Raw genomic sequence first — 16,924 nt, 5'->3', positions numbered from 1 at the left:
TGGGGGTGTTTGACATTTGTTTAATGTCAATTGGGCGTTTGTCGATGAAATTCCTCGCATGTCTTGCGTCTGGAGGTGGCCGGTGGCGCCTGCGGGCATCCGGGGTGCCCGCAGTGCCTGTTCATGCGGGCCTGAGGTCTGCGTCAGGTGTCGTCGCAGTCTTGAAGCGGGATGAACCACACCTGGAAGGAGCCGGTGTCATCGATGGCGCGGAAATAGATGCGGTCGTCGACGCGGGTGAAGCCCTCCGGGAGTGAGTTCTCGCCGCGTGTCGCGATGTCCGCCAGGGGAAGGCTGGAGGCGACGGTGCCTTGGGTGAACCAGGGCTCGAGCCCTTCGCCCGGCGCCGAGGCGGCGAAGACGGCGGCGCCCTTGCCCACCGGGAACAGGGGCGAGGTGTACTCGTCACTCAGGCTGAGCGCTTCCGACAGGGCGGAGGTGCCCGCGGTGGTGCCGTCGGAGGTCCAGAGTGTCGCGGCGCGCGGTGCGGGCCCGGGGCTCGCGATGGCCACGGAGAAGAAGAGCCGCTCTCCCGAGACCGTATATTGTTGCAGATAGGGATAAGCCGCCTCCTCGCCCGCATAGGGATTGGGGAGGGTGACGACCGCGCCCTTCTCGCCGCCACTCAACGACAGTCGCTGGATGCGCATCCGCATGCTCGTGGCGTCGACCGAGGCCAGGTAGGCATTGCCTTTCAAGGCGCCGAGCAGGGTGACACCCTTGCCGAAGGCATCCACCCGCCGGGTCCCCGTCGCGGTGCCATCCGTCCTCCACACCTCCGTGTTCGCTCCGTCCACGAACAGGAACAGCCCCACGTCACCGGCCTGTCCCGTGCCGGTGATGGGCACTTGCTGGGCATCGACCTTCTTGACGAGGGCCGTGCCGGCGGCGGTACCGTCCGTGCGCCACAGTGAAGTGCCCTGCGCCGCCGAGGACAAGAAGAAGAGCTGGTAGGGGCCCACGCGCAGCGACATGTTCCCGAGCGTCGACTCCGGACCGAAGCGCGCGAAGCGCAGCGTGCCCTCGGGCGTTCCATCCGTGTGCCACAGCTCCAGCTCCGGTGCCCCGGGCGTGGGGCTCCATTGGCGCATGAAGGTGAGCTTCCCGTTCTGGGCCGCGACGAAGCTGAGGTGCGTGCCTTCAGGGCCTGGAGTCAAATCCCTGACCAGGTGCGTGCCCGCCTCGGTGCCATCGCTGACCCACAGCTCGCGTCCCGTCGCGGGCTGGTCGAGCAGGAAGAACACCCGAGGGCCCACGGGTATCAGGTTGCGCAGCGCGGGGATTCCCACCGACGCTGCGGGGAAGGACTTCACCCGGGTCGTCCCCACGGCCGTGCCGTTGCTGCGCCAGAGGGCGGCGCTTCCGTCGAACAGGTTGGTGGCGAAGTAGAGCGTGCCTTCGACGTCGGCGAACCACTCGGGGAAGGGGCCGTTGAGCGTGGCGCCCGAGCCGGGGGGGATGACCACGGCGAGGCGCGCGGGGAGTCCCGGGCAGACCTGCTCCGTGTGCTCCTTGTGCGCCGTGGCTCCCCGGAAGCCCGCCGTGGAGCGGGCAGGGGGCGCGACGCCCGCGCCTCGAAGCTCCAGTCGGGTGGGGCCCCCGCAGCCGGCGAACACCAGACCCATCAGCACACACACATGTCTCGCTTGCATGTCCCTCTCCTCCGTGGCGACAACCGACGGAGGATGGGATGAGCGGAAGGGATTCCCCTATCCGCCAGCGAGGCGAGCCCCTATTCAGGGACGGACAGGTGCCCTCCCTCGAAAGGGAGGACACCCGCATGGGGGTTACGGGGCGAAGGCCGTGGAGGCCCAGATGCCGAACGAGCAGGAGCAGTCCCCCGTGAGCTGCTCACCCTGGCAGCAGTCCCGCGTGCGTCCATTGGGCGAGCACGCCTTGCCGGCGGGCGCCGCTGACGTCGAATCGAAGCGCAGGGCCTGGCGATATCGCCATGGAGTTGTTCTTGAATCCCGGTGGCTGATTCGTGGCGCCGTGGCGTGAGGTTCCTGGGCCCAGGGGGGAGGGGGGGCATCTGAGTTCCCCTCGGCGAGTCACCGGGCGCTATAACGCTGCCTGGACAGCTCGAGGAGAACTCGTGGGAATCATCCGGCTCGTGGGAGTGATGCTCGCCGTCGCGGGCGGCGTGTTGCTGTGGACGGGGCTCAATGCGCGGGAGTCGCTCACCGAGCGAGCCACCCAGGCCTTCACCGGCAAGTACACGGAGCAGACCACGCTGTACCTGGCGGGCGGGGGCGCCGCGCTCGCGGGAGGCATCCTGCTGGTGCTGTTCGGCGGCGGTCGCGGCAAGCGTCGCTAGTCCCGCACGAGCGGGGGCTGGTTTCTCGCGCCGCCCCGGCGCGAGCAGGTGTCGCCCCTGCTGAGTCGCTCGCGGGCGCGGGTGTTGCTTCGTCCGGGTCGCGCGCTGGCGCGGGCGTTTCCTCGTCCGGGTCACTCGCGGGCGCAGGTGTTGCCCATCGCCCCCGCTGCGCGCTACCCGGAAGCAGTCTGCCTCCCGGCCGCGCGTCAGCGCGCGAGCAGTTGCTCAGGTAGGGCGCACCGGCGCCTCGTGCGCGGGGTCGCCGACGGCGTGCAGTCGGGACCATCCCCGCTCCCGGAGCAGCCGGTGGATGGGCTCACGCAGCGAGGCTCGCAGTCGCTGCTCCGCGTCCGGCGTGCCCTCTCCGCTCGAGGGCACTCGCCAGACGGCGGCGCCCTCTCCGGAGGGAGGCGCCTCGCCTTCCATCACGAGCCGGATGACCATCGGCGGCGGCCCCAGGGCGTCCACGGCGCCTGTCCCCGTGTCCAGCGTGGCATGCGCCCGGTCCGGTGCGCACAGGCCGTTGAACACGGCGGCGGCCTGCTCGGCCACGCCGCGGTGGGAGCACTCGAAGATGACGCACCAGGGGCGGTGCGTGGGCTTCGCCGTCGGCGTCATCAGCCATCGGAACAAGAACACCGCGAGCGTCGCGCCGAGCAGCTGCGCGGCCACGAAGGACTCGACATCCATCGCGTGCAGGGCGCTGGCACGGGTGCTCACCGCCCGGGCGAGGATGAGCGCCGGGTTCGCCAGCGAGCGCGAGTCGGTGAACCACACCGTGGCCGCTGCATACCCGGCCACGACGAAGTGGGTGGCGGAGGGCCGGGTGCGCACGCAGCCGCGCACCACGATGAGCAGGCCGAACGTCGCCACCAGCTCCGTGAGGAACTGCGCCGAGCTGGCCGAGGGCGTCCGCGTGGCGATGAGCAGCGGCTCACCGCACATGAGGTGTGCCACCAGCCGTCCCGCGAGCCCTCCGCCCAGCTGGGCCAGCACGTAGCGCGGCACGTCCCGCCACGGAGTGCCGTCCTCCAGCGCGTCCGCGAAGGTGAGGGCGGGGTTGAAGTGCGCGCCGGACAGCGGCTGGAGCACCCAGGTGAGGCACGCGAGCACGACGCCGGCCGCCAGGGACATGAAGAGGCGGTTGTCGGTGGCGCTCACGCCCAGGTGCTCGGCGCCGTGGTGCGCGCCCTCCAGGGCCACCACGAGCAGTCCGCAGCCGAGCGCTTCGACGGTGAGCCGTCGGGGGCGATTGAGCCGCCCGGCGCTGGCGGAGGTCGTGGATGCATCTGCGCTCGTCATCGCGGGGCCCTCCTGCGGCGCTCCCACCCTATGCCTGGGGGAAAGGGCCGTCAAAGCCGACGCGAGCGCCTGCCCGGCACGACTATTCGAAGGTCAGCGAGGAGCCACCGGACAGGTCCTCCTCCAGCATCTCGGGGCGGCCGAAGACGCGCACGTGGCTGCCGCCCGAGGCGCTCACTCGCAAGGTGTCGGACACTCGCAGCGAGGCCATGCCGCCGCCGCTGGACTCCAGCGCCGCCTCCCGCGACGCGAGCTTTCCCGCATACACCTCGCTCCCACCCGACAGGTCCAGCCTCATCTGGCGCGCCTCGCCCTCCAGGAGCGCATACGCGCCTCCGCTCAGGGAGAGCGCCACCGACTGCGCGCGCAGCTCACGCACCAGGATCGCGCCGCCTCCGCTGGCGGACACGCTGAAGTGATTCGCGTCGACGCCGCCCGTCACGTCCGTGCGCCCGCCACCCGAGCGCTCCAGCGCCTCCAGGCTCGGCACCACCACCTCGACGCGCAGCGGATTGGGCGAGTCCCAGCCCACCGAACCGTGCCCGCCGAAGTGCACCCGCAACCGGTCCCCGTCGTGGTCCGTCCGCATGCGGGCGACGAGGTTGTCATCGCCGATGATGAGGACCGAGTGGGGCCGCGTCGGGTCCACCTGGACGTGCGCGGGGATGCCGTCCTCCACCTCCAGCCGGTCGAACACGGGCGTCGTCCGCGACTCCTCAATCGAATGCCCGCTGCCCTCCAGGTGGTGCCCGAAGCCACAGCCCGACAACCACGCCGCCGCCAGCAGCGCGAGCCCCGCGCCTTGCTCCCGTGCTCCCAGTCGCATCGTCCCGCTCCCGTGTCCGACAGGTCCGGGCACTGGAACACCGCGGGGGCCGGGATGTGTCACCCGGGCCCCCACGGAGCTCGCGAAAGGGGGGCCTACGCGTTCAGCGCCGCGGCGTGGTGCCGCAGGTGGTCCTCCATGAACGTGGAGACGAAGTAGTAGCCGTGGTCGTACCCCTCGTGGATGCGCAGGGTGAGCGGCTGTCCCGTGGCGGCGCAGGCCTCGCGCAGCAGCTCCGGCTTGAGCTGCTCCTGGAGGAACTTGTCGCCCGTGCCCTGGTCCACCAGCAGCGTGGGCAGGTGCTGCTTCGCGGCGCGGATCAGCTCCGTGGCGTCATACGCGCGCCACGCCTGGGTGTCCTCGCCCAGGTAGCCCTTGAAGGCCTTCTGTCCCCACGGCACGCGCATGGGCGCGACGATGGGGGCGAACGCGGACACGGAGCGGTAGCGCCCGGGCTGCCGCAGCGCCGACACGAGCGCGCCATGGCCTCCCATGGAGTGGCCGAAGATGCCCTCCCGGTCCTCGCGGGCCGGGAAGTGTCCGGCGATGAGCGCGGGCAGCTCCTTCGTGACGTACGTGCCCATGCGGTAGCGCGCGGACCACGGCGCCTGGGTGGCGTCCAGGTAGAAGCCCGCCCCCACGCCGAAGTCCCAGGACGCGTCCTCGCCCGGATACCCCGCGCCCCGAGGGCTGGTGTCCGGCGCCACCAGCATCACCCCCAGCTGTGCCGCCACACGCTGCGCGCCGCCCTTCGTCAGGAAGGTCTCCTCCGTGCACGTGAGGCCCGCGAGGTAGTAGAGCACCGGCACCTTGCGCTCCCGCGCCTGCGGCGGGACGAAGACGCCGAAGCGCATCTCGCCCCCGCACGCCTCGGACACGTGCTTGTAGAAGCCCTGCGTGCCGTCGAAGCAGCGGTGCTGGCTGAGGAGCGTGGGCGCCGCGGTCATGAGTACTTCACCACGCTGCGGATGGACTCGCCCTTGTGCATCAGGTCGAAGCCCTGGTTGATGTCCTCCAGCTTCAGCGTGTGGGTGATGAGGTCGTCGACGTTGATCTTCCCGTTCATGTACCAGTCGACGATCTGCGGCACGTCCGTGCGGCCGCGCGCGCCGCCGAAGGCGCTGCCCTTCCACACGCGCCCGGTGACGAGCTGGAACGGCCGCGTCTTGATCTCCTGCCCCGCGCCCGCCACGCCGATGACGATGCTCTCGCCCCAGCCGCGGTGGCAGCACTCGAGCGCCTGGCGCATCGTGTTCACGTTGCCGATGCACTCGAAGCTGTAGTCCGCGCCGCCGTTGGTCAGGTTGACCAGGTACGGCACCAGGTCGCCTTCGACCTCCTTCGGGTTGACGAAGTGGGTGAGGCCGAACTTCTCCGCCATGGCCTTGCGCGCCGGGTTGATGTCCACGCCGACGATTTGGTCCGCGCCCACCATGCGGGCCGCCTGCACCACGTTGAGGCCGATGCCGCCCAGGCCGAAGACGACGACGCGCGCGCCGGCCTCCACCTTGGCCGTGTACACGACGGCGCCGATGCCCGTCGTCACGCCGCAGCCGATGTAGCAGACCTTGTCGAACGGAGCGTCCTCGCGAATCTTCGCGACGGCGATCTCCGGCAGCACCGTGTACTGCGCGAAGGTGGACGTGCCCATGTAGTGGTGCACGGCCTGCTTGCCCAGGCGGAAGCGGCTGGTGCCGTCCGGCATCAGGCCCTTGCCCTGCGTGGCGCGGATGGCCGTACACAGGTTCGTCTTGCGCGACAGGCACGACTTACACTGCCGGCACTCGGGCGTGTAGAGCGGGATGACGTGGTCGCCCTTGCGCACCGACGTCACGCCCGGGCCCACGTCCACCACCACGCCCGCGCCCTCGTGGCCGAGGATGGCGGGGAAGAGCCCCTCCGGGTCCGCTCCGGAGAGCGTGAACTGGTCCGTGTGGCAGATGCCGGTGGCCTTCAGCTCCACGAGCACCTCGCCCGCCTTGGGTCCCTCCAGGTGCACCGTCTCGATGACCAACGGCTTGCCTGCCTCGAGCGCCACCGCCGCGCGCACGTCCATACACGAGCCTCCCTGTGAGAAATGAAGGGCGGGAGCGTAATGCGCGGCGGGCGGGCGTCGCACGACGGATTCGCTCGCTGATGCCTGGCGGACGCTTCCGGGGCTTATCGACAAATGAAGAAGGGCCTGGAGCCGACGCGCGGTTCCAGGCCCTTCGGGCAAGGCAGGGGAGCGACTACGGCGTGCCGGCCGCGGCCTGGGCCTTGGCGGCCTTCTGCGCCTCGCTGAACTTCTTGGTCATCTCCGCGAACTGACCCTGGTACTCGTCCATCTTCTTCTGGTGCTCGGCGGCGCGGGCGTTGGCCTCGTCGACGATGGTCTTGTCCTTGGCGTTCTCGGCGGCCTCGGACAGCGCCATGTCCTTCTGCTGCCGCTCGTACTCCATGAGGCGGCCCATCACGACGCGCTTGTTGAGGTACGTGTTGGCGGAGTTCGGGTTGATGGCGATGACCTGGTCATAGATGCTCAGCGACTTCTCCAGGTCCGCCTTGACGATGGGGGCCGACATGGAGCGCGCGCCGCCCTTCTGCGCGTAGATCTCCGCGATCCACCCGAGGGACGCCTCGTCCTTGGGCTCGATCTTGAGCGCCTCGTTGAAGTACTTCTCCGCGTCCTCCAGCGTGCCGCCCTTCATGTGCATGCTGGCCAGGGTGCGGTAGGTCTCGGCCTTGTCCGCGGGGGTGGTCTTCATCTCGAGGATCTTCAGGACGGCCTCGCTGGCCTTGTCCATCTGTCCGAGCTCGAGGTGGGCGAAGGCCTTCTTCTCCCAGACCTTCTCCTGCTTGGGGTCCGCCTGGAGCGACAGGGCGTAGGCCTCGGTGGCCTCCTTGTACTCCTTCTTCGCCAGGTGGTTGGTGCCCTTGACGCGGTTCTGCTTGGCGACGTCGTTCTCCTCGCTACAGGCCACGGTGCCACCCAGTGCGAGAACTCCGACCATCAGACCGACTCGTGCCAGTCGCTTCATGTGTGTGAACCTCTCGAGCGGGCCTGGGGAGTCGACCCCGGCCCAGTCCATCCTGCTGTTCGCTCAGCGTGGAACCCGCCCTCACGCGGATCCGGAATCGGGGGCGAGCATACCCGAAGTCACGCCCCCGCCACCCAGGAGCAGCGCGCGCCTGCCTCCCTGCCTTCCGGCCACCCCCCTCTTGGGGCCGGTCCGTCCGACGAGGGGGCACCCCCGGGCCCCCGGGGTGTGGGGGCGCTGCTAGGGTGCGGCCCCGTGTTTCCCCCTGTCGGAGCTTCCGCGCCATGACCGTCCTCACCCGACGTACCGTCCTCCAGGGGCTCGCCGTCACCGCCGCGGGCTGTGCCTCGACGCGCCCCCTCGTCGCGCCGCGCTCCGGACCGTCGCTGCCCCTGGGCGCGCAGCTGGGCGACGTGCGCACCGGGGCCGTCAGCGTCTGGGGCAAGGCGGAGCGGGCGTCCCGGCTCGTGGTGGAGTGGAGCGAGGACTCGCGCTTCGCCCGGGGCGTCCACCGGGTCGAGGGGGGACGGCTCACGGCCGAGACGGACTTCACCGGCGTGGTGGACCTCACGGGGCTGCCTCCGGGGCGGGAGCTCTTCGTGCGGGTGCTCGCGGAGGAGGGCGGTGCCACGGGGGAGGCGTGGACGGGGAGATTCCTGTCGGCCTCGGACACCGCCCGGGACATCTCCTTCGCCTGGAGCGCGGATGTCTGCGGGCAGGGGTGGGGCATCAACCGGGAGTGGGGTGGGTATCGCGGCTTCGCGGCCCTGCGCGCGCTGAAGCCGGACTTCTTCCTGCACGTCGGCGATGTCATCTACGCGGACAACCCGCTGTTGCCCGAGGTGACGCTCCCGGACGGGCGCGTGTGGCGCAACGTCGTCACGCCCGCGAAGTCCAAGGTCGCCGAGACGCTCGAGGAGCTGCGCGGGAACTTCGCCTACAACTTCCTCGACGAGTCCCTGCGGGCCTTCGCTCGCGAGGTGCCCATCGCGTACCAGTGGGACGACCATGAGGTGCGCAACAACTGGTATCCGGGCCGCTCCATGGCGGAGGACCCGCGCTACACGCGGGTCTCGGATGACGGCGTGCTCGGTGCACGGGCGCGTCAGGCGTTCTTCGAGTACTCACCCGTGGGCGGCGCCGCTCGCGCGGAGGGGCGCATCCACCGTCAGCTCTCCCAGGGGCCGCTGCTGGATGTCTTCATCCCGGACGTGCGGGCGTTCCGAGGGCCGAACACGCTCAACCGTCAGACGAAGCAGGGCCCGGAGACGGCCTTCCTGGGACGCGCGCAGCTCGATGGCTTGAAGCAGGCCCTGGCGTCCTCGCGCGCGACGTGGAAGGTGATTGCGACCAGCATGCCGCTGGGGCTCGTGGTGCCCGCGGAGAAGACGCCGGCCGGTCCGCTCATGGAGGCCTGGGCCAACGGTCCGGGCGCGCCGATGGGGCGCGAGCTGGAGCTGGCGGAGCTGCTCTCGTTCCTGAAGGAGCGACGGGTGCGCAACGTGGTGTTCCTCACCGCGGACGTGCACTACCCGGCGATGCACCACTTCCATCCGGACCGGGCGCGCTTCCGGGACTTCGACCCGTTCTGGGAGTTCGTCGCGGGGCCGCTCAACGCGGGGACGTTCGGCCCGAGCCCGCTCGACGAGACCTTCGGCCCCGAGGTGGAGTGGCAGAAGCCGGCCACGGTGATGAACGCGGCGCCGTGGGAGGGACAGCAGTACTTCGGCAGCGTCCGCATCCAGGGCTCATCGGGCGTGATGACCGTGGCCATCCACGACCTCACGGGCAAGGCCCTGCATCAGGTGGAGCTGGAGCCGAGCCGATGACGTGGGTGGTCATCGTGTTCTCGCTCGGGGCGGCGGCCTTGGGTTGGCACCTGATGACGAACCGGCGCGCGCTTCCGGTTCCGTCGCTCGGGGCATGTGCTCGCTGTGGGAAGGCGCGCGAGCTGCTCGACGAGGAGCTGGATGACCATCACCTCGACGCGGAGCAACGACGCCACGAGCAGAGCGGCGCCGTGGACTATCACGTCTGGTGGTGCGGCTCGTGCGAGGAGGGCGTGGTGGTGCGCAACACCGCCTTCGAGCAGACCTGGAGCCCGTGTACCGGGTGCGGCGCACGCGCGACGTTCAGCGTGCACACCGTCGCCGCCGCCACCGAGCGCAAGGGCGGAGAGCTCCGGGTCGAGGTGACGTGTCCGGGCTGTGGCCGCGTCGACAGCCACCGTCGCTATACGCCCCGCATCCCTCCTCGGGGATGACTCACGTGGTGAGCACGAGCTTCACCAGCTCCGGAGGACTGCCCACGCGCATGGGCGGTCCCCAGAAGCCGCAGCCCCGGCTCACGTAGATGTGCGAGTCCTGATGGCGGTACAGGCCCGCCACGTGCTCCCAGGCGAAGTTGATGAGCAGCGTCATGGGCACGAGCTGCCCGCCGTGCGTGTGGCCTGAAATCTGGAGGTCCATCCCGCGCTCCGCGGCCACCTTGAAGTTCGCGGGCTGGTGCGCGAGCAACACCGCCGCGCGCTCCGGGTCCCTCCCTTGGAGCGCGAGATCCAGGTCGTAGCCCTTCTGGTTGCGTCGCTTCCAGCTGCTCCAGTCATCCACGCCGACCAGGTCCAAGGATGCGCCCGCGTCACCGATGCGCACGTGGCGGTTGCGCAGCGACTGGATGTCGAGCGACTGGAGAAACGTGGTCCACTCCACGTCACCCGAGTAGTAGTCGTGATTGCCGGTGACGAAGTAGCTGCCGTACCGCGAGCGCAAGTCCCGCAGCGCCGCGACGGAGGGACCCAGCGTGGGCACGTCTCCGTCCACCAGGTCGCCGGTGATGGCGAACAGGTCCGGCTTCAGCGCGTTGGCCTGCCGCACCAGCTCGTCCATGAACCGGCGCTGGATGAACGGGCCCACGTGGATGTCCGTGAGCTGCACGATGCTGAGCCCGTCGAGCGCGCGCGGCAGCTTGGGAATCCGGATGGCGACCTCGGTCACCATCGGCGGCGCGAAGGCTCGCCAGTGGCCGTAGGACGCGAGGCCACCTCCCGCGATGGCCGCGCCTCCCGCCAGCGCGCGTCCGAGGAACTTCCTCCGCTCCGGGTCGATGGGCTCCTCGTTCGGGGACGCGAGCGGCGTGGCCCGGCGCTGCTGGAGGCGGCGACCCAACACGAGGAACGCGCGGGCGAGGTCCATGGCTCCCAGGGCCAGCACGAGGCAGAGCGCCACGCCCATCCACGTGTACGTGGCCACCGTGACGGTTTGCTCGTGCTGCTCGGGGACGGCGTCCAGGAGCGTGCGTCGCAGACCCAGGAACAGCGTGAGCAGGCCCAGGACGACCATGGCCACGAGCCGGCCGACGCGGCCTCGCACCAGCTCACGCACCAGTCGCCGGTAGAGATACAGGTGGCCCAGCACCGCGCCGAGGCCGATGAGCATCGAGAAGGAGGAGAACCGGAACGGCATGGGGATGTGCCCGGGCTGAGAACGGACGGGCAGGGTAGCACGCGGCCTCGGGCCCGGCCGTGTCCCGGGGATTGAACACTGCGCGTGAGTCAGGGGCGCCGAGAACCGGCCAGGTGCGCTCCGGGCGGGTAGATTCCCCCGCCGTGACAGCAGGCGAGCTTCGGGAGGGGACACACATGGACAAGGTCATCGTCATCACGGGGGCGAGTGGGGGAATCGGCGCGGAGCTGGCGCGGGTGGCGGGCGCGCGTGGGGCGAAGCTGGTGCTGGCGGCCCGTCGCAAGGACGCGCTGGAGACGGTGGCGACCCGCTCCGGCCGGGACTCGCTGGCGGTCGTCACCGACGTGACGTCCCGCGCGCAGGTGGAGGCGCTGCGCGACGCGGCGCTCCAGCGCTTCGGTCACATCGACGTCTGGGTGAACAACGCGGGGCGCGGCATCACCCGCTCCGTGGCGGACCTCACGGACGAGGACCTGGAGGAGATGTGGCGCGCCAACGTCAACAGCGCGCTCTACGGGATGCAGGCCGTCCTGCCGCACTTCCAGGCGCGCAACGCCGGGCAGATCCTCAACGTCTCCAGCACGCTGGGGCGCCTGCCCGTCGTGCCCCATCGCTCCGCGTACAGTGCGGCCAAGCACGCGCTGAACGCGCTGAGCGCCTGTCTGCGTCAGGACCTGCACAAGACCCATCCCGGCATCCACGTCACGGTGGTGATGCCGGGCGTGGTGGCCACGGAGTTCGGGACGAACGCGCTGGGAGGAGGGCCGGACTCGCGCATGCTGCCCGGCGCGCAGCGGGTGGAGGAGGCCGTGGAGGTCATCCTCGACGCCATCGCGCATCCGTGCCCGGAGGTCTTCACGCGACCCGCGGCGCAGCAGGAGGTGGAGCGCTACTACCGCGACGTCGCCGCCTACGAACTGGACCCCGGCGCGCGCCCCGGACGCTGAACGCGCGAGGCCCGGGAGGTGTGCTCCCGGGCCCGACGCGACGTCACTCGTAGCGCAGCGACTCGATGGGCGCGAGGCTCGCGGCGCGGCGCGCGGGCCAGATGCCGAAGAACACGCCGACGGTGGCGGAGAAGGCGATGGCCAGGATGATGGCCTCGGGCGCCACCACCATCGTCCATCCCATGAGCTTCTGCAGCAGCGCGGCGCCGCCCACGCCCAGCGCCAGTCCCAGCGTGCCGCCCGCGAGGCAGAGCACCAGCGACTCCACCAGGAACTGGAGCAGGATGTCCGTGCCGGTGGCACCCAGCGCCTTGCGCAGGCCGATCTCGCGCGTCCGCTCCGTCACCGAGACGAGCATGATGTTCATGATGCCGATGCCGCCCACCAGCAGGGAGATGGCGGCGATGCCCGCCAGGAGCAGCGAGAAGGTCTGCGTCGTCTCCTGCACCGTCGCCAGCAGCGACGCCTGGTCCCGGATGTTGAAGTCCGCCTGCTCCTCGGGGCGCAGCCGGTGCTCGCGGCGCAGCTTGAGGTCGATCTCCGCCATCGCGTCATCCATGGCGCCCTCACCCGAGGCCTGCACGGCAATCGAGCGGATGCGGTTGCTGCCCATCACCCGGAACTGCGCGGTGGCCAGCGGGATGTAGAGGCTCTCGTCCGGGTTGGAGAAGCCCTGCGAGCCCTTCTCTGCGAGCACGCCGATGACCTCGAAGGGGATGCCGCGGATGCGAATCGTCTCGCCCACCAGCGCCGAGGAGTCCCGCACCCCCAGCTGCCCGGCCGCCAGCGCGCCCAGCACCACCACGCGGCGCCGGCCCTTGTCCTCCGCCTCGGTGAAGAGCCGCCCCGAGACGATGTTCGACTCGTTGATGTTGAAGTACGCCGGCCACGTACCGACGACGGACAGGTTCGCGTTGCCCGCGCCGTACTCCACCTGGAAGCGCGATTCGATCTCCGGGGCCACGTTCTGGAGGTGCTTGGGGTTGGCGCGCAGCGCCTCCGCGTCGTCGATGGTCATGGTGGCCTGACCTCGGCCGAGACCGCCGGAGAAGGACTGGCCGGGGCGCACGGTGAGGACGTTGGTCCCCAGCGTCTTGAGCCGCTGCTCCACCGAGCGCTGGGCTCCCTCGCCCAGCGCCACCATGGTGATGACCGCCGCGATGCCGATGACGATGCCCAACATCGTCAGCAGGGAGCGCAGCTTGTTGGCGAGGACCGCGTCGAACGCGACCCGGATGATTTCTCCCATGACCTGTCCTCCTCCTGCCGCCGACTACCGTCCGCCGCGCATGCCGCCGCCCGCACCCGGAATCATGCCGGCCGACTGACGCATGCGCTCCGAGCGCTGCTGCTGTTGCTGCTGGAGCTGCGCCACCGACACCAGCATCACCTGGTCGCCCTCCGTCAGGCCGCTCAGCACCTCGGAGCTCTCCCAGTCGCTCAGCCCCAGCGTCACCCGGCGAGGCTCCGGTCCGTTCGGCCCCTTCACGAAGACGATGCCCGGCCGCGTGTCCCCGGTGCCCTGACGACCCTCGCGCCCACCGCCCCGGTTGCGACGGCCGCCGCCCTCCGCGCCCGGCTCCGCCGCCTGTGCGCTCACGTTCACCGGCGTCGCTCCACCCGGCGCCACCGCGCCCTTGTCCGCCGCGCCCTCGGGACGCGCCGCCGCGTCACCGCCCGGCGCCCCCGCGTTGCCGCTGCCGCCCGTCGGCCGCATCAGCGAGCGCACGGACTCCTCGGTCAGTCCCACCGCGAGCGCCGCGGCGCGCGCGTCCCGCAGGCCCACCACGGCGGAGTTGGGGACGGTGATGGCGTCACGCCGGCGGGAGATTTCAATCGCCACCTCCGCGTTCATGCCCGGCCGGAGCAGGCCCTCCGGGTTGTCCATGCGCACGAGCACCGGGAAGAGGGTGACGTTCTGCTCCACCAGCGCCTGCGGTTCGATCTTCACGACCTCGCCGATGAACGTCCGGCCCGGGTAGGCCTCCATCGTCACGCGCGCCTTGAGGCCCGCCTTGAGCTGGCCCACGTCCGTCTCGTCCACCTTGGCGCGCACCTGCATCACCGACAGGTCCGCCATCTTGAACAGCGTGTTGCCGCCGGACACGTTGGAGATGGCCGAGGCGATGATCTGCCCGGGTTGGATCTGCCGCTCCAGCAGCGTGCCGGAGCTGGGTGCGCGGATGGTGACGTCGCGGCTGCGCTCCTTGGCCAACTGGAGGTTCGTCTCCGCGCGCACCTTGGCCGCCCGCGCCGTGGCGAACGCGTCGATGGCGGACTCGTACTCCTGCTGCGTCACGTAGCCGGACTGCCGCAAGGACTCCATGCGCTGGCGCTGGGCGTCAGTCGTGTTCAGCCGCACCCGCGCGGACTCCACGTCCGCCTGGGCCTGCGCGAGCGCGTTCTGCACGTCGCGCGGGTCGATCTCCGCCAGCAGGGCGTCCTTCTCCACCTTGTCGCCGGTGTCGAAGAGCACGCGGAGCACCTCGCCGGAGGCCTTGGACTTCACCTCCACCACGCGCAGGGGCTCCACCAGGCCCGCGGACTCCGCGACGACCTCCATGTCCCGGCGCTCCACGACGGCCACCGCCGCCGAGCGCTCGGGCGTCTTCGGCTGGCTTCCCTGCTGGGTGGCGTACACGCCCGCGCCAATCAGCACCGCCGCGACACCCGTGATGACCACCTTCTTCGCCTTGCTCACGACGACCTCCAAATCTTCGTGGCCTTCTCCATCCAGGAGACGGACCTGCTCAGTGCTTCTTCAGCTCGTCCCGCTCGATGACGCCGTCCTTCAGGAACAGCACCCGCTGCGCGTGCGCCGCGATATCCGACTCGTGCGTGACGAGCATCAGCGTCTGTCCCTGCGAGTGCAGCTCCCCGAAGAGGGCCATGATCTCCTCGCCCGTGCGACTGTCGAGCGCGCCCGTGGGCTCGTCCGCGAGCAGCAGCGCCGGCTGCGTCACCAGGGCGCGCGCGATCGCCACGCGCTGGCGCTGGCCGCCGGACAGCTCGTTGGGGCGGTGGTCCTTGCGGCTGCCCAGGCCCACCTTGTTCAGCATGGCCGCGGCGCGCTCCAGGCGGAGCTTCTTGGGCACGCGCGCGTACACCAGGGGCAGCGCCACGTTGTCGAGCGCGGACGCGCGCGGCAGCAGGTTGAAGCTCTGGAACACGAAGCCCAGCTCGCGATTGCGGATGCGCGCCAGCGCGTTCTCCGTCATGCCCGCCACCGGCTGGCCGTTGAGCCAGTACTGGCCCTCGCTGGGCACGTCCAGGCAGCCGATGAGGTTCATGAAGGTGGACTTGCCCGAGCCGGACGGGCCCATGACGGCCACGTATTCGTTGCGGCGGATGGTGAGGTCCACGCCGCGCAGCGCGCGCACCACCTCTGAGCCCATGGTGTAGTCCTTGCGAAGGCCCTCCACCCGGATGACCACGTCCGCGATGTTGCGCGCCTTGTCGGCCGGTGCTCCCGTCGTGTCGTTCATGGGTGTCGTCACAGCTGCCTCCCGGCGAGCGCCTCCAGCTCCGCGTGCGCGATGCGATAGTCGAAGCGCGAGGACACGAGGTTGATCTCCGCCTGGACCAGGTTCTCCTGGGACGTCAGCAGCTCCAGGATGGTGGTGGCCCCCAGACGGTAGCGCTCTTCCTGCACCTTCAGGTCCTCGCGCGCCACCTCCACCGACTGCTCGGAGAGGCCGATGCGGTCGGCGGACAGGCGCAGCTGGTTGAGCGCCTGGTGGGCACCGGTGCGCACCGCGCGCCGCGTGTCCGCGAGCTGCACCTGCGACACCACCTCCGCCGTCTTCGCCCGCTGCACGCGCTCCTCGCGCAGGAAGCCGTCGAAGATGGGGTAGGAGAGTCCCAGCCGGACGTTCCAGCTCGTCCTGCCGCCATTGAAGCTCGGGTCCTGGTTGAACCAATCGTAGCCGGCGGACAAGCGCACCGTTGGCAGGTAGGTGGCCTTGGCCACGTCCACGCCCGCCGCGGAGGCGCTCAGCGTGGAGGCCGCCGCGAGCACCGCGGGGGCCTGCGCCTCCAGGTCCGACACCAGCGTCTCATCGGAGACGGCGAGCGGCTTCGGGTCCAGGTTCTCCGTGCCCTTGGCCTCCACCGCGCCCTCCGCGCCGATGAGCCGTCCGAGCGCCAGGGCCGCGGAGGCGCGCTGCGTCTCCGCCGTGCGCAGGGCATCGCGCGCCGTGGTGTGGTCCAGCTGCGCGCGCAGCAGGTCCGAGCGCGTCGCCGAGCCCACCGCCAACCGGCGCTGCGCGGCCTCCTCGTTCTGCCGGGCCCGTTCGATGCGCGAGCGCGCCACGTTCTCCAGGCCCGTGCCGCGGAGGACCTCGTAGTACGCGCGCTGCACCTCGAGCACCGCGCTGGCGCGCTGCGCCCTCAACTGCGCGGAGGCCGCGCCCGACTGGGCCTTGGTCTGCTCGCGCGTGGCGCTGCGCTGGCCGCCGGTGAAGACGTTCCACCCGGTGGACAGGCCCGCGCTGTAGTTGTCGGCCGAGCCGTTGATGACCGCGCCCGTCACCGGCTCGACGCGCTGGGTGCTGGAGAGCGAGCCGCTCGCGCTCGCCGACAGCGTGGGGATGTACGCGCCCACGGCGCTGCGCTCGGCCGCCGCCGCGTTGGTGACGTTGCCCTCGGACTGCGCCACCGCCGGGTTCGTCTTCAGCGCCCGCGCGATGGCCTCCTCCAGCGAGACGCTGGGCACCTCCGGCTGGGCCTGCCGGGTGATGCCCAGGTCCGTGGGCACCGCCTCGCTCGGAGCGCTCGGCTCCTTCGGAGGCGCCGCGGTCTCCGCCGGCGCGGGCACCACGCCCGCCTGGGCGAGGCCCAGGAGGGCGACCTTCGTGGGCGCATCACCCGGCAACAGCGCGGCGCCCTTCGTCGCGCCCGCCAGACCCGTACCGGGCACCACCACCACGCCGAGCATCCCCAGGGTCAGCGCCGTCAGCCGCTGGGGCCGCCTCTTCAACCACGCTTTCCGGAGCATCGTCATCGCCGCCATGTCCCGTTGCAGGCCGGTGCGCTCCTGGCGCTCCGGCGTT

The 16,924-nt window shown here is 70.7% G+C and carries 15 protein-coding genes; 4 read left to right on the top strand and 11 right to left on the bottom strand.

What is annotated here, in order from left to right; all coding sequences use genetic code 11:
- Positions 1-143: 143 nt before the first annotated feature.
- The gene (locus tag OWM54_RS01425) at positions 144-1,652 is read right to left on the bottom strand and encodes a hypothetical protein (RefSeq protein WP_267696413.1); all 1,509 of its coding nucleotides are present in this window, start codon (positions 1,650-1,652) and stop codon (positions 144-146) included.
- Between the two features lie 443 nt (positions 1,653-2,095).
- Here OWM54_RS01425 and OWM54_RS01420 point away from each other — a divergent pair, with 443 nt between their 5' ends.
- Complete coding sequence (locus OWM54_RS01420) at positions 2,096-2,317, top strand: DUF3185 family protein (protein ID WP_267696411.1); 222 nt, start codon at positions 2,096-2,098, stop codon at positions 2,315-2,317.
- 225 nt (positions 2,318-2,542) lie between these two features.
- Here the strand turns inward: OWM54_RS01420 and OWM54_RS01415 are convergent, their stop codons facing one another.
- The 5 genes from OWM54_RS01415 to OWM54_RS01395 all read right to left on the bottom strand — a co-directional run bounded on the left by OWM54_RS01415 (position 2,543) and on the right by OWM54_RS01395 (position 7,465).
- A complete protein-coding gene (locus tag OWM54_RS01415) occupies positions 2,543-3,619 on the bottom strand; it encodes an aquaporin (RefSeq protein ID WP_267696409.1) in 1,077 nt (358 codons plus the stop codon).
- 82 nt (positions 3,620-3,701) lie between these two features.
- Positions 3,702-4,445 carry a head GIN domain-containing protein gene (locus OWM54_RS01410; protein ID WP_223750028.1) on the bottom strand — a complete coding sequence of 248 codons (744 nt, stop codon included), beginning with the start codon at positions 4,443-4,445 and terminating at the stop codon, positions 3,702-3,704.
- Between the two features lie 95 nt (positions 4,446-4,540).
- Entirely contained in the window at positions 4,541-5,392 is an 852-nt protein-coding gene (gene fghA / locus OWM54_RS01405) for an S-formylglutathione hydrolase (protein WP_223750027.1), read from the bottom strand.
- Positions 5,389-6,501: an S-(hydroxymethyl)glutathione dehydrogenase/class III alcohol dehydrogenase gene (locus OWM54_RS01400; protein WP_046713461.1), complete on the bottom strand. Its 1,113-nt coding sequence runs from the start codon at positions 6,499-6,501 to the stop codon at positions 5,389-5,391. The genes fghA and OWM54_RS01400 overlap by 4 nt, the downstream gene beginning before the upstream one ends.
- A 175-nt stretch (positions 6,502-6,676) precedes the next feature.
- Positions 6,677-7,465, bottom strand: a complete 789-nt coding sequence (locus OWM54_RS01395) for a tetratricopeptide repeat protein (RefSeq protein WP_223750026.1) — start codon at positions 7,463-7,465, stop codon at positions 6,677-6,679.
- 284 nt (positions 7,466-7,749) lie between these two features.
- Between OWM54_RS01395 and OWM54_RS01390 the strand changes: the two genes are divergently transcribed.
- Together OWM54_RS01390 and OWM54_RS01385 are read left to right on the top strand one after the other, a co-directional pair.
- A complete protein-coding gene (locus OWM54_RS01390) occupies positions 7,750-9,294 on the top strand; it encodes an alkaline phosphatase D family protein (protein WP_267696408.1) in 1,545 nt (514 codons plus the stop codon).
- Positions 9,291-9,728 carry a hypothetical protein gene (locus OWM54_RS01385; RefSeq protein ID WP_267696407.1) on the top strand — a complete coding sequence of 146 codons (438 nt, stop codon included), beginning with the start codon at positions 9,291-9,293 and terminating at the stop codon, positions 9,726-9,728. Before OWM54_RS01390 ends, OWM54_RS01385 begins: the two co-directional genes overlap by 4 nt.
- Position 9,729: 1 nt before the next feature.
- On the opposite strand, the gene OWM54_RS01380 is transcribed toward OWM54_RS01385, so the two are convergent.
- On the bottom strand, positions 9,730-10,926 hold the full coding sequence (locus OWM54_RS01380) for a metallophosphoesterase (protein ID WP_267696405.1): 1,197 nt from the start codon (positions 10,924-10,926) through the stop codon (positions 9,730-9,732).
- Between the two features lie 176 nt (positions 10,927-11,102).
- Between OWM54_RS01380 and OWM54_RS01375 the strand changes: the two genes are divergently transcribed.
- Positions 11,103-11,873 carry an SDR family oxidoreductase gene (locus OWM54_RS01375; protein ID WP_267696403.1) on the top strand — a complete coding sequence of 257 codons (771 nt, stop codon included), beginning with the start codon at positions 11,103-11,105 and terminating at the stop codon, positions 11,871-11,873.
- Positions 11,874-11,916: 43 nt separating this feature from the next.
- Here OWM54_RS01375 and OWM54_RS01370 read toward each other — a convergent pair whose 3' ends face one another.
- From OWM54_RS01370 to OWM54_RS01355, 4 genes are read right to left on the bottom strand one after another with little or no spacing between them, the layout of a single operon-like run.
- Positions 11,917-13,122, bottom strand: coding sequence for an ABC transporter permease (locus OWM54_RS01370; RefSeq protein WP_267696401.1), 1,206 nt, complete (start codon positions 13,120-13,122; stop codon positions 11,917-11,919).
- 24 nt (positions 13,123-13,146) lie between these two features.
- On the bottom strand, positions 13,147-14,574 hold the full coding sequence (locus OWM54_RS01365) for an efflux RND transporter periplasmic adaptor subunit (RefSeq protein ID WP_267696400.1): 1,428 nt from the start codon (positions 14,572-14,574) through the stop codon (positions 13,147-13,149).
- Between the two features lie 49 nt (positions 14,575-14,623).
- Positions 14,624-15,358, bottom strand: coding sequence for an ABC transporter ATP-binding protein (locus OWM54_RS01360; RefSeq protein ID WP_267701079.1), 735 nt, complete (start codon positions 15,356-15,358; stop codon positions 14,624-14,626).
- An 8-nt stretch (positions 15,359-15,366) separates the two neighbouring features.
- Positions 15,367-16,851, bottom strand: coding sequence for a TolC family protein (locus OWM54_RS01355; RefSeq protein ID WP_267696399.1), 1,485 nt, complete (start codon positions 16,849-16,851; stop codon positions 15,367-15,369).
- Positions 16,852-16,924 lie beyond the last annotated feature (73 nt).

Source organism: Myxococcus sp. MISCRS1, assembly GCF_026626605.1.
Taxonomy (GTDB): domain Bacteria; phylum Myxococcota; class Myxococcia; order Myxococcales; family Myxococcaceae; genus Myxococcus; species Myxococcus fulvus.
Note: the sequence above shows the minus strand (reverse complement) of the source record. Positions and strands in the feature narration are given on the sequence as shown.